A 13903-nucleotide genomic window follows, 5' to 3' on the forward strand; every position below is an offset into this window, starting at 1 on the left:
CCAGTCGTAACTGATCCCCGTCAATTTTCTGACACTCCAATCGGTTACTAACTTGAAGTCTGCCTATTAGCCCCTACATTAAGTAACAAAGCAGATTCAATAGGCCGACACCGGCCCATCGCACAAAGAACCGGAGAGCCCCTCATGAGAATCGACAAGCTAACCAGTCGCCTGCAAAGCGCTCTGGCCGATGCCCAATCCCTCGCTGTTGGCAAAGACCACAATTTTATAGAGCCGTTGCACTTGATGCAGGCCTTGTTAGACCAAGATGCCAGTTCCATTAAACCGCTGCTGAAACAGGCTGGCGGCGAGCCCACTCGCATCCGCCAAGCAATCATTAAAGAAATCGAGAGCCTGCCCGAAGTGAAAGGCAGCGCCGGCGACGTTGCCATGTCCAACGACATGGGCCGCCTATTTAACATCGCCGACAAACTTGCGCAAAAGCGTAAAGACCAGTTTGTCTCTAGCGAACTGATGTTGCTGGCGGCGCTGGAAGATCGCGGTAGCTTGGGGCGGGTGCTGCGTGAACAAGGCGTAGACAAGGTTGCGCTGGAAAAAGCCATCGAAAACGCTCGCGGTGGCGAATCCGTTGACGACGCCGGCGCTGAAGAAAATCGCCAGGCATTGGATAAATACACCATCGACCTGACCGAAATGGCTGAGTCTGGCAAGCTTGACCCGGTGATTGGCCGTGACGACGAGATCCGCCGCACCATTCAGGTACTGCAGCGCCGTCGCAAGAACAATCCGGTATTGATTGGTGATCCTGGCGTGGGTAAAACCGCCATTGTAGAAGGCCTTGCCCAGCGTATTGTAAATGGCGAAGTGCCTGAGGGCCTGAAAAACAAGCGCGTATTGTCTCTGGATATGGGTTCGCTGATTGCCGGTGCCAAATTTCGCGGTGAGTTCGAAGAACGCCTGAAAGCTGTGTTGAAAGAACTGACAAAACAGGAAGGTCAGATTATCCTGTTTATTGACGAAATTCACACCATGGTGGGTGCTGGTAAGGCCGAAGGTTCGATGGATGCCGGCAATATGTTGAAACCGGCGCTGGCCCGCGGTGAACTTCACTGCGTGGGCGCGACCACTCTGGATGAGTACCGGGAACACATTGAAAAAGACGCTGCCCTTGAGCGCCGGTTTCAAAAGATTCTGGTAGACGAACCCAGTGAGGAAGACACCATTGCGATACTGCGCGGCCTGAAAGAACGCTACGAAGTTCACCACGGTGTTGAAATAACCGACAGTGCCATTATCGCCGCAGCCAAACTGTCGAGTCGTTACATTGCCGACCGTAAACTGCCGGACAAAGCCATTGATCTGGTGGACGAGGCTGGAAGCCAGATTCGTATGGAAATGGACTCCAAGCCTGAACCGCTGGACCGCCTGGAACGCCGCCTGATTCAGCTGAAAATCGAGCGCGAAGCGCTGAAAAAGGAGACTGACCCGGCATCGAAGAAACGCCTGGAAGAACTCTCCAGCGTGATTGACGGGCTGGAACGCGAATACGCCGATTTGGAAGAAGTTTGGAGCGCCGAAAAGGCCGCTTTACACGGCTCGCAGAAGATCAAAAGCGAGCTTGAACAAGCGCGAACCGAATTGGAGAGTGCCCGGCGGACCAGTGACCTTGGACGAATGTCCGAATTGCAGTATGGCCGCATTCCTGAGCTTGAGCGCCAGCTGGATATGGCAAGCCAAGCCGAGATGATGGAAATGACCCTGCTGCGCAACCGGGTGACCGAGGAAGAAATTGCTGAAATCGTCTCCAAGTGGACCGGCATTCCGGTGTCGAAAATGCTCGAGGGCGAGCGCGACAAATTGATGCGGATGGAAGAGGCCTTGCACAAGCGGGTAATCGGACAAAACGAGGCCGTAGAAGCGGTGGCTAACGCCGTGCGTCGTTCCCGTGCTGGGCTGTCGGACCCCAATCGTCCTAACGGCTCCTTCTTATTCCTCGGCCCCACCGGTGTAGGCAAAACCGAATTGTGCAAGGCGCTGGCATCCTTCCTGTTTGACACCGACGACGCCATGGTGCGCATAGACATGTCGGAGTTTATGGAGAAGCATTCCGTCGCGAGGCTGATCGGTGCGCCCCCGGGCTATGTGGGTTATGAAGAGGGCGGTTACCTGACTGAAGCCGTGCGCCGGCGTCCTTATTCGGTGCTGTTGCTGGACGAAGTAGAAAAAGCGCACCCGGATGTGTTCAACATTCTGCTGCAGGTTCTTGACGATGGACGTCTGACCGACGGCCAGGGCCGCACCGTCGATTTTCGCAACACCGTTATAGTGATGACGTCTAACCTGGGCTCTGGAATCATCCAGCGGCATGCTGGCGAAGAAAACTACGACGCTATGAAAGCCCTGGTGATGGACGAAGTCGGCACTCATTTTCGCCCCGAGTTTATCAACCGGGTAGACGAAGTGGTGGTGTTTCATCCCCTGGCAGCGAACCAGATCCGTGGCATCGCCAAAGTGCAGATCGAGCTTCTCGACAAGCGCTTGCAGCAGCAGGATATTGCTCTGGAGCTGGACGAAAGCGCGATGGAGTTGCTTGCCAATATCGGTTACGACCCGGTTTACGGCGCAAGGCCGCTGAAGCGGGCGATTCAGCGGATGATCGAAAACCCCTTGGCGCAACAGTTGCTGCAAGGCAACTTTGGCCCCGGGGACACCATTCGCACCCGTGTTGAAGAGGGCGCGCTGGTGTTCAGCAAGGCCTGACAGGCCCCGAATATGTGATGGTCAGGCTGTAGTGAATTGAGTGGGCATTGAATGTACCCTGAACCCGCCCGTAACGGGTGGGTTCAGGGTGCTTTTTCAGCACCGCAGTTTTGTTCAACGATGTCTTCGTACGTCTGTTTTTGCTGCGAGACCTCGTCTGGGGTCAGGAATCGTTGCTCGCCATCCTCGGTGATTCGGATACGGGCGTTGTTGCTGATTATCTCAAGATTTTGTTGCGCCGCGTCGCAGTTTGTTTTGCGTTGTGCCTGGCGGGTAGCCGCAGCATCGATTTCGCTAGATTCTTCGCTGGCAGCTTGCTGGCGTTTTTCCATCTCTTTCAGCTGTTGCTGGGCCGATGAGTGGGTGTTCGCAGAACTGGGCTGGCCAGACTTTACCCGAATCTGTTCGGCCTGAGCGCCCGTGGGCTGGCGATCGCCAAAGTGGGTTACGCCGTCTGCGTCGGTCCACTTATACACCGTTGCTGCGTTTACCATGGCTGGCGCCATTGCCAGAATCAGAGCCATCGTTTTCAGTTGCATCTTCATCGTTTATCGTCCGCTGTAGTTAACCTGTCGCAGGAAACCGGTGAATGGCCAATTATGCTTTAGTCATAGCGTATTGAGACAATCATGCCAGCTCATTTGGTTTTTTTCTTTTGCCTGGTTCAAATAAGTAACAGTCTATTTAGCCAAAGCGGCTATTGACAGGGAGTTTCCCGCTGTCAGAATTACTGATTGCCTGAGGGCGGGAGGGGATGTAGCCGGCAATCCCGTTCATATTTCCCCCGTTTATTACCGCGCCTGACACACCGCCCATCGTTGCGGTTTTGGTTGTTGCTTACGTGCAATCTGTTGACTGGCTGTTCTCCGCAACCCTCAGGAGGGCGGCTGGCCGGGAGACAACCTTTGTTGATTGGGGCGTGATGGAGTATCGGTTCAGCTTTCACAAAAAGTCACACAACCGTATATCCAGGTAGCCGGGGTGGTACCCCGATTAACTCATTTGCAGAAGAGGGTCGAAAACGTGGAGTTATTGTCTGGCGCCGATATGCTCATCCGGTCGTTACAGGATGAAGGCATAGAGAACATTTATGGCTATCCGGGTGGAGCAGCCCTGCACATATACGATGCTCTGTTCAGGCAGGATGCCGTCAAGCACATTCTGGTCAGGCACGAACAGGCGGCTGTGCACATGGCTGATGGCTATGCTCGTGCTACTGGCAAAGCGGGTACAGTACTGGTTACCTCGGGGCCCGGTGCGACGAACACCATCACCGGTATTGCGACTGCTTTTATGGACTCCATTCCGATGGTGGTTCTGTGTGGGCAGGTAGCATCAACGCTGATTGGCGAAGATGCCTTCCAGGAAACCGACATGATCGGTGTTTCCCGCCCGGTGGTGAAGCACAACCTCAGCGTGCGCCACCCGTCCGAAATTCCAGAAATTATTCGCAAGGCCTACTACATTGCGACAACCGGCCGACCTGGCCCGGTGGTTGTGGACATTCCAAAGGACATGACCGCGCCTAACGATCGCTACGAGTATGTGTTTCCGAAAAAACCGAAATTGCGGTCTTATAATCCCGCCATTCGTGGCCACGCCGGCCAGATCAAAAAAGCAGTGGACATGCTGCTGGCGGCCAAGCGACCGATTGTTTACGCCGGCGGTGGTGTCATTCTGGGCAAGGCTTCTGGCCAACTGACTGAAATGGTGCGCGGCCTGGGTTATCCCATCACGAATACCTTGATGGGTATCGGTTGTTATCCGGCGAGCGACAAGCAGCACATTGGTTGGTTGGGCATGCACGGCACCTACGAAGCCAACATGGTTATGCATCACGCGGACCTAATTCTGGCTATCGGTGCGCGCTTTGACGACCGCGTTACCAACGCGACCGAGAAGTTCTGCCCTGGCGCCCGCATTATCCACATTGACATCGATCCGGCATCGATTTCCAAAACCATCAGCGCCGATGTGCCCATTGTTGGGCCGGTGGATGCTGTGCTGAAAGAAATGCAGTCGCTGATCAAGGAAAGCAAGGTCAGGCCCGACGCCGATGCGCTGGCATCCTGGTGGAAGCAGATCGACGAATGGCGTGCTTTTCACGGTATGCGCTATGAAACAAGTGATGACGTTATCAAGCCGCAGGAGGTGGTGGAAATGCTGCACCGCCTGACCAATGGCGATGCCTATGTCACCACCGATGTGGGGCAGCACCAGATGTTTGCCGCTCAGTACTACAAGTTTGACAAGCCCAACCGCTGGATCAGCTCCGGTGGTCTGGGCACCATGGGCTTTGGCTTGCCGGCAGCGATGGGCATAAAGCTGAACTTCCCCGATGAAGAAGTGCTCTGTATCACCGGCGAAGGCAGTATCCAGATGAACATTCAGGAGCTGTCGACCTGCAAGCAATACAACTTGCCGGTGAAGATCATCAACCTGAATAATCAGGCTCTGGGTATGGTCAAACAGTGGCAGGATATGAATTACGGGGCTCGCCACTCGCATTCTTACATGGACTCCTTGCCGGACTTCGTCAAACTTGCGGAGGCCTATGGCCACGAGGGTATGAAGATTACGCGCAAGGAAGACCTGGAACCCATGCTCAAAAAAGCACTGGCCATGAAAGACAAGCTGGTGTTCGTGGACATTTACGTAGACCCTTCTGAGCACGTCTACCCGATGCATGTGGCCCGTGGCTCAATGAAAGATATGTGGCTCAGCAAAACGGAGAAGGTGTAATCATGCGTCGAATCATTTCTGTTTTGTTGGAAAACGAGCCGGGTGCGCTGTCGCGGGTAGTGGGTCTGTTTTCACAGCGCAACTACAACATTGAAACCCTGACGGTTGCGCCCACCGAAGACCCGACAATGTCGCGTTTGACGGTAACGACTACGGGTTCCGAGCGGGTGATTGAGCAGATTACCAAGCAGTTGAACAAGTTGATTGAAGTGATCAAGCTGGTTGACCTCACCGAGGGTGCTCATATCGAGCGTGAACTCATGCTGGTGAAGCTGAAAGCAACGGGCTCCCAGCGCGCCGAAATCAAACGCACCGTAGACATCTTCCGTGGTCAGATCGTTGACGTCACCAGCTCGGTGTATACCGTGCAACTGGCGGGTGACAGTGCCAAGCTGGATGGCTTTATTCAGGCCATCGGTGCAACCGGTGTTCTGGAAGTAGTTCGTAGCGGTGTATCCGGTATTGCTCGCGGTGAAAAAGTGCTCAGCCTTTAAGGTTATCGGTTTTCACGGCTATTGATTTTAAAGAATTCATAACGAAGAACGCAGGCCTTCAGGGCCGCTCAAACAATAGAGGTTAGTCATGCAGGTTTATTACGATAAGGATTGCGATCTTTCGATCATTCAGGGTAAAAAAGTAGCCATTATTGGTTTTGGTTCTCAAGGGCATGCCCATGCCTGCAACCTGAAAGATTCCGGTGTCGACGTAACGGTTGGTTTGCGCGCCGGTTCGTCGTCTATTGCCAAAGCAGAAGCCTATGGTCTGAAAACGGCTGATGTACCCTCAGCCGTTGCAGCCGCCGATGTGGTGATGGTTTTGACCCCGGACGAGTTCCAGTCACAGCTTTACCGCGACGAAGTTGAGCCGAATCTGAAGCAGGGTGCCACTCTGGCCTTTGCCCATGGTTTCGCCATTCACTACAACCAGGTCGTTCCCCGTAAAGATCTGGACGTGATCATGATCGCTCCTAAGGCGCCAGGCCACACAGTACGTACCGAGTTTGTCAAAGGCGGTGGTATTCCCGACTTGATCGCTATTTACCAAGACGCATCCGGTAACGCTAAAAACCTGGCGCTGTCTTACGCCAGCGGCATAGGCGGCGGCCGTACCGGGATTATCGAAACTACGTTCAAAGACGAAACTGAAACCGATCTGTTCGGTGAACAGGCGGTTCTGTGTGGTGGTGCGGTTGAGCTGGTAAAAGCCGGTTTTGAGACCCTGACCGAAGCGGGTTATGCGCCTGAAATGGCCTATTTCGAGTGTCTGCACGAGCTCAAGCTGATTGTCGACCTGATGTACGAAGGCGGCATTGCCAACATGAACTACTCCATCTCTAACAATGCAGAGTATGGCGAGTATGTGACAGGACCGGAAATCATCAACGCGGAATCGCGTGCGGCCATGCGCAACGCATTGAAGCGCATCCAGAGCGGCGAATATGCCAAGATGTTCATCTCGGAAGGTGCTCTCAACTACCCGTCCATGACTGCTGCACGTCGTACTAACGCTGCCCATCCTATTGAGCAGACTGGCGAAAAGCTGCGCGGTATGATGCCGTGGATCTCTGCCAACAAGATCGTAGATAAAGACAAAAACTAAAAGTCCAGGCTTTTGGTTTTGTAAGACGCGGCCCGTGTGGCCGCGTTTTTCGTATATACTGCGGCCAAATACTTTCCGGAGTAATTGGAATGACTGACGAAAAGAAATCTGCCGAATCCAATCCGGCCAACAAGCCAGATGTGCGCGCTTCTGCCGGTCAAGGTTCGGAAGACGTTCACGAGCTCCCGCCGGGAGAGGTTATTGAAGAAGAGTTGATTGGAGGGGCGCCTGTTCGCCATAAAGGTATTTTTCTGCTGCCTAATGCGCTCACTACAGCCTCTTTATTTTCGGGCTTTTACGCGATTGTCTCTGCTGCCAACGGTATTTTTGACAACGCAGCGATCGCCATCTTTGTGTCTATGATTCTGGATGGGCTAGATGGGCGTGTAGCGCGCATGACCAACACCCAAAGCAAATTTGGCGAAGAGTATGATTCCCTGGCCGATATGGTGGCCTTTGGTGTGGCGCCTGGGTTGGTGGCGTTCTTCTGGTCGCTGAATGGCCTGGGTAAGCTGGGTTGGGCGGTCACCTTTATCTATGTGGCCGGAACGGCTCTGCGCTTGGCTCGCTTTAACACGCAGATCGGGTCGGTCGACAAGAAGTACTTTGTAGGTTTGCCAAGCCCTGCGGCAGCAGCTGCGGTGGCAGGAATGGTCTGGTGCTTTCATGCGTTCGAGCCATCGGCCTGGTTAACGGCTCTGACGCTGTTCGTGGTTGCCGGTGCTGGCGTGTTGATGGTCAGTAACGTGCTTTACCAGAGCTTTAAAGATCTCGACATGCGGGGCCGGGTGCCATTCGCTGCGATTTTGCTGGTGGTGCTGATTTTTGTGGTGATTGCGCTAGATCCCGCCACGGTTTTGTTCTCTGCATTTTTGGTATACGCGATGACAGGGCCAGTGCGGGCCTTATTTCGTAAAAAACCCCGTCGCCCAGCGTAATGTGGGGTGTAAGTAAGTTGCGGGTAGAGTACAAAGAAGGGGCTTCGGCCCCTTTTCTGATTGTGTGGGGGTTGCGGTTTTGGAGTGAAGTAAGGGCAAACCGAGATATAGGGAATCTTTTTCACTTTCCCCGTTGACCTGTTCCGAGAAGTCTGTAGAATGCGCATCTCGCTTGAGGGACAGCCCAGAATAGAGGGGCAGGAATTGAGCGGAAACTGTTGGGTAAGACGTTGAAAAGTTTAGGAAATGTGATTTAAACTTTGAACGCGAAAACGGTTGACACGGTTCGGATACGCTGTAGAATGCGCCTCTCGAATCAAGCAGTACCAGCCGGTTAGGTTGGGGGGTTTGGAAGGAAATGCTTCTAACGCTTCTCGAAATAAACGGTTGACAGGGCAGCGAAACGATGTATAATTCGCCTCCTGATTGAGCCACGGCTCAAACGCTCTTTAAAAAATTAACCAAGTAATTCGTGTGGGCGCTGACTGGAGTATTTCGGTAAGAAATACCAAGTCAACGACTCGTCAAGAATTGAGTTTTTGTACTTGAGCAGATTGAAGATCTTCGGATCTTGTATGATTTAAACTGAAGAGTTTGATCATGGCTCAGATTGAACGCTGGCGGCAGGCTTAACACATGCAAGTCGAGCGGAAACGATGGTAGCTTGCTACCAGGCGTCGAGCGGCGGACGGGTGAGTAATGCTTAGGAATCTGCCTAGTAGTGGGGGATAGCCCGGGGAAACTCGGATTAATACCGCATACGCCCTACGGGGGAAAGCAGGGGATCCGCTCTTCGGAGAGGACCTTGCGCTATTAGATGAGCCTAAGTCGGATTAGCTTGTTGGTGGGGTAATGGCCTACCAAGGCAACGATCCGTAGCTGGTCTGAGAGGATGATCAGCCACATCGGGACTGAGACACGGCCCGAACTCCTACGGGAGGCAGCAGTGGGGAATATTGGACAATGGGCGCAAGCCTGATCCAGCCATGCCGCGTGTGTGAAGAAGGCTTTCGGGTTGTAAAGCACTTTCAGCGAGGAGGAAGGCCTTAAGATTAATACTCTTGAGGATTGACGTCACTCGCAGAAGAAGCACCGGCTAACTCCGTGCCAGCAGCCGCGGTAATACGGAGGGTGCAAGCGTTAATCGGAATTACTGGGCGTAAAGCGCGCGTAGGTGGTTATGTAAGCGAGATGTGAAAGCCCCGGGCTCAACCTGGGAACGGCACTTCGAACTGCATGGCTAGAGTGTGGTAGAGGGTAGTGGAATTTCCTGTGTAGCGGTGAAATGCGTAGATATAGGAAGGAACACCAGTGGCGAAGGCGGCTACCTGGACCAACACTGACACTGAGGTGCGAAAGCGTGGGGAGCAAACAGGATTAGATACCCTGGTAGTCCACGCCGTAAACGATGTCAACTAGCCGTTGGGGATCTTGAATCCTTAGTGGCGCAGCTAACGCACTAAGTTGACCGCCTGGGGAGTACGGCCGCAAGGTTAAAACTCAAATGAATTGACGGGGGCCCGCACAAGCGGTGGAGCATGTGGTTTAATTCGACGCAACGCGAAGAACCTTACCTGGCCTTGACATGCAGAGAACGTTCCAGAGATGGATCGGTGCCTTCGGGAACTCTGACACAGGTGCTGCATGGCCGTCGTCAGCTCGTGTCGTGAGATGTTGGGTTAAGTCCCGTAACGAGCGCAACCCCTATCCCTAGTTGCTAGCAGGTAATGCTGAGAACTCTAGGGAGACTGCCGGTGACAAACCGGAGGAAGGTGGGGATGACGTCAGGTCATCATGGCCCTTACGGCCAGGGCTACACACGTGCTACAATGGCGCGCACAGAGGGCTGCAAACCCGCGAGGGGGAGCCAATCTCACAAAACGCGTCGTAGTCCGGATCGGAGTCTGCAACTCGACTCCGTGAAGTCGGAATCGCTAGTAATCGTGAATCAGAATGTCACGGTGAATACGTTCCCGGGCCTTGTACACACCGCCCGTCACACCATGGGAGTGGATTGCACCAGAAGTAGTTAGTCTAACCTTCGGGAGGACGATTACCACGGTGTGGTTCATGACTGGGGTGAAGTCGTAACAAGGTAGCCCTAGGGGAACCTGGGGCTGGATCACCTCCTTAAACGATGCCGAACGCTTCGGTCAGAGTCCACACGAATTACTTGGTTGATTGATTAAAGAGAGCAAAGGGTCTTTCAGGCCCGACGGTTTTAACCCTCAGGGGTTTGGCGCCGGATTCGAATCGATTGGCAAGGCGCAAGCTGAGCGAAGGCGGAAGCGTACTGTAGTACGTGACCAACTGAACGAGGATTGCAACGCAGACCAGGCGCTTCGAAGACAAGCAAAACCGGGTCTGTAGCTCAGTTGGTTAGAGCGCACCCCTGATAAGGGTGAGGTCGGTGGTTCAACTCCACCCAGACCCACCAAAATTGCTCAGCTCGTCGTTATCGAGTGACTTGCATAGAAACGCTATGCGGCGCCCCTCGATGCCTAGATCTGAGCAATTTGTAGAGTAGCTTCTGGGGCTATAGCTCAGCTGGGAGAGCGCCTGCCTTGCACGCAGGAGGTCAGCAGTTCGATCCTGCTTAGCTCCACCATTATACAGACATGACGAGTTACTTGGTTACCCTGAATGCCTGACTTCGGTCAGTGTACAGAAAAAAGTGTTTCAGTTTAGCGTCCGCTAAGTCTGAAGGCCTTCTTTCTGATCACTGGGTCAGATTTGCTCTTTAACAAATTGGATGAGATAGAACACGAATGCTTTCCTCTACGGTCTTTGAGGGAAGTGTTCAAGTGATAACGATTTTTTCAAGCGTTATCCGGTGTTGTCGTTGAAGTGGTTGTGTATGACTTCGAGTGACTATCTCTAGTGTTCCTGGAACACGCTGTCTAACTTCGGTTAGCTGGCCGTGATCTGTGGGCGTTAGAGTCAGTTGTCTTGGGGTTATATAGTCAAGCAACTAAGCGCATACGGTGGATGCCTAGGCAGTCAGAGGCGATGAAAGACGTGGAAGCCTGCGATAAGGTTCGGGGAGCTGGCAAACGAGCTGTGATCCGGACATTTCTGAATGGGGAAACCCACCCGATCTAGGTCGGGTATCTTACACTGAATACATAGGTGTAAGAGGCGAACCGGGAGAACTGAAACATCTAAGTACCCCGAGGAAAAGAAATCAACCGAGATTCCCTAAGTAGCGGCGAGCGAACGGGGACTAGCCCTTAAGCTAGACAACTGGTAGGAGAAGGCTCTGGAAAGTGCCGCCATAGTGGGTGATAGCCCTGTATCCGAAACCTGAGTCTAGTGAAATCGAGTAGGACGGGGCACGAGAAACCTTGTCTGAACATGGGGGGACCATCCTCCAAGGCTAAATACTCCTGACTGACCGATAGTGAACCAGTACCGTGAGGGAAAGGCGAAAAGAACCCCTGTGAGGGGAGTGAAATAGATCCTGAAACCGTATGCGTACAAGCAGTCGGAGCAGACTTGTTCTGTGACGGCGTACCTTTTGTATAATGGGTCAGCGACTTATGTTCAGTGGCGAGGTTAACCGTTTAGGGGAGCCGTAGGGAAACCGAGTCTGAATAGGGCGAATTAGTCGCTGGGCATAGACCCGAAACCGGGCGATCTATCCATGAGCAGGTTGAAGGTTGAGTAACATCAACTGGAGGACCGAACCCACTGTCGTTGAAAAGCCAGGGGATGACTTGTGGATCGGAGTGAAAGGCTAATCAAGCCCGGAGATAGCTGGTTCTCCCCGAAAGCTATTTAGGTAGCGCCTCGGACGAATACCACAGGGGGTAGAGCACTGTCTCGGCTAGGGGGTCATCCCGACTTACCAACCCGATGCAAACTCCGAATACCTGTGAGTACTATCCGGGAGACACACGGCGGGTGCTAACGTCCGTCGTGAAGAGGGAAACAACCCAGACCGCCAGCTAAGGTCCCAAAATTCCAGTTAAGTGGGAAACGATGTGGGAAGGCTCAGACAGCTAGGAGGTTGGCTTAGAAGCAGCCATCCTTTAAAGAAAGCGTAATAGCTCACTAGTCGAGTCGGCCTGCGCGGAAGATGTAACGGGGCTCAAACTGGATACCGAAGCTGCGGCTGCATACTGTGTATGCGGGGTAGGGGAGCGTTCTGTAAGCCTGCGAAGGTGAGTTGAGAAGCTTGCTGGAGGTATCAGAAGTGCGAATGCTGACATGAGTAACGACAATGCGAGTGAAAAACTCGCACGCCGGAAGACCAAGGGTTCCTGCGCAACGCTAATCGGCGCAGGGTGAGTCGGCCCCTAAGGTGAGACCGAAAGGTGTAATCGATGGGAGACGGGTTAATATTCCCGTACCTTGAATCACTGCGATGGAGAGACGGAGAAGGCTAGGTAAGCCGGGCGACGGTCGTCCCGGTTTAAGCGTGTAGGGAGGGGACTTAGGCAAATCCGGGTCCTCAATTCTGAGACGTGATGACGACTGCCCATGTGGCGGGAAGTTATTGATGCCATGCTTCCAGGAAAATCTTCTAAGCTTCAGGTGATTTGAGACCGTACCCCAAACCGACACAGGTGGTCAGGTAGAGAATACCAAGGCGCTTGAGAGAACTCGGGTAAAGGAACTAGGCAAAATGGTGCCGTAACTTCGGGAGAAGGCACGCTGGTGGTATGTGACACCCCTCGCGGGTTGAGCAGAAGCCAGTCGAAGATACCAGGCCCCTGCGACTGTTTATTAAAAACACAGCACTGTGCAAACACGAAAGTGGACGTATACGGTGTGACGCCTGCCCGGTGCCGGAAGGTTAATTGATGGGGTTATCCTTAGGGAGAAGCTCTTGATCGAAGCCCCGGTAAACGGCGGCCGTAACTATAACGGTCCTAAGGTAGCGAAATTCCTTGTCGGGTAAGTTCCGACCTGCACGAATGGCGTAACGATGGGGGCGCTGTCTCTACCCGAGACTCAGTGAAATTGAAATCGCCGTGAAGATGCGGTGTATCCGCGGCTAGACGGAAAGACCCCGTGAACCTTTACTATAGCTTCACAGTGAACTTTGAACATGTTTGTGTAGGATAGCTGGGAGGCATTGAAGCGTGAACGCCAGTTTGCGTGGAGCCAACCTTGAAATACCAGCCTGGCATGTTTGAGGTTCTAACTCTGTCCCCTTATCGGGGATGAGGACACTGTGTGGTGGGTAGTTTGACTGGGGCGGTCTCCTCCTAAAGCGTAACGGAGGAGCACAAAGGTGGGCTAAGTACGGTCGGACATCGTACGGTTAGTGTAATGGCACAAGCCCGCTTGACTGCGAGACAGACACGTCGAGCAGGTACGAAAGTAGGTCATAGTGATCCGGTGGTTCTGTATGGAAGGGCCATCGCTCAACGGATAAAAGGTACTCCGGGGATAACAGGCTGATACCGCCCAAGAGTTCACATCGACGGCGGTGTTTGGCACCTCGATGTCGGCTCATCACATCCTGGGGCTGAAGCCGGTCCCAAGGGTATGGCTGTTCGCCATTTAAAGTGGTACGCGAGCTGGGTTTAGAACGTCGTGAGACAGTTCGGTCCCTATCTGCCGTGGACGTTGGAGATTTGAGGAAAGCTGCTCCTAGTACGAGAGGACCGGAGTGGACGAACCTCTGGTGTTCGGGTTGTCACGCCAGTGGCATTGCCCGGTAGCTATGTTCGGATAGGATAACCGCTGAAAGCATCTAAGCGGGAAGCCCCTTCCAAGATGAGATCTCCCTGGGCCCTAGAGGCCCCTGAAGAGCCGTTCAAGACCAGGACGTTGATAGGTCGGGTGTGTAAGCGCTGCGAGGCGTTGAGCTAACCGATACTAATTGCTCGTGCGGCTTGACTATATAACACCCAAGACAATTGCGGATATCGCAACGAAAAAATCGTATCACG

The 13903-nt window shown here is 53.4% G+C and carries 6 protein-coding genes, 2 tRNA genes and 2 rRNA genes; 9 read left to right on the top strand and 1 reads right to left on the bottom strand.

Annotation, left to right across the window (positions count from 1 at the left end; all coding sequences use genetic code 11):
- Positions 1-144 precede the first annotated feature (144 nt).
- A complete protein-coding gene (gene clpB / locus MIH19_RS04200; protein WP_249007691.1) occupies positions 145-2721 on the top strand; it encodes an ATP-dependent chaperone ClpB in 2577 nt (858 codons plus the stop codon).
- A gap of 83 nt (positions 2722-2804) precedes the next feature.
- On the opposite strand, the gene MIH19_RS04205 is transcribed toward clpB, so the two are convergent.
- Positions 2805-3266: a DUF4124 domain-containing protein gene (locus MIH19_RS04205; protein WP_249007692.1), complete on the bottom strand. Its 462-nt coding sequence runs from the start codon at positions 3264-3266 to the stop codon at positions 2805-2807.
- Between the two features lie 478 nt (positions 3267-3744).
- Between MIH19_RS04205 and MIH19_RS04210 the strand changes: the two genes are divergently transcribed.
- From MIH19_RS04210 to MIH19_RS04245, 8 genes are all read left to right on the top strand, one after another.
- A complete protein-coding gene (locus MIH19_RS04210) occupies positions 3745-5463 on the top strand; it encodes an acetolactate synthase 3 large subunit (RefSeq protein ID WP_249007693.1) in 1719 nt (572 codons plus the stop codon).
- Positions 5464-5465: 2 nt separating this feature from the next.
- Entirely contained in the window at positions 5466-5957 is a 492-nt protein-coding gene (ilvN, locus tag MIH19_RS04215; RefSeq protein WP_007350353.1) for an acetolactate synthase small subunit, read from the top strand.
- An 88-nt stretch (positions 5958-6045) separates the two neighbouring features.
- Entirely contained in the window at positions 6046-7062 is a 1017-nt protein-coding gene (ilvC, locus tag MIH19_RS04220; RefSeq protein WP_249007694.1) for a ketol-acid reductoisomerase, read from the top strand.
- Positions 7063-7151: 89 nt separating this feature from the next.
- Positions 7152-8000: a CDP-diacylglycerol--serine O-phosphatidyltransferase gene (pssA, locus tag MIH19_RS04225; RefSeq protein WP_249007695.1), complete on the top strand. Its 849-nt coding sequence runs from the start codon at positions 7152-7154 to the stop codon at positions 7998-8000.
- A gap of 582 nt (positions 8001-8582) precedes the next feature.
- A 16S ribosomal RNA gene (locus MIH19_RS04230) occupies positions 8583-10133 on the top strand.
- Positions 10134-10360: 227 nt separating this feature from the next.
- Positions 10361-10437 (top strand) — tRNA-Ile (locus MIH19_RS04235).
- Positions 10438-10532: 95 nt separating this feature from the next.
- Positions 10533-10608: transfer RNA gene (locus MIH19_RS04240), tRNA-Ala, on the top strand.
- A 353-nt stretch (positions 10609-10961) separates the two neighbouring features.
- Positions 10962-13854: ribosomal RNA gene (locus MIH19_RS04245) — 23S ribosomal RNA — on the top strand.
- The 16S and 23S rRNA genes sit together here with 2 tRNA genes alongside, the layout of an rRNA operon.
- The last annotated feature ends 49 nt before the right edge of the window (positions 13855-13903 follow it).

It is taken from the genome of Marinobacter sp. M1C (assembly GCF_023314135.1).
Taxonomy (GTDB): Bacteria; Pseudomonadota; Gammaproteobacteria; order Pseudomonadales; family Oleiphilaceae; genus Marinobacter.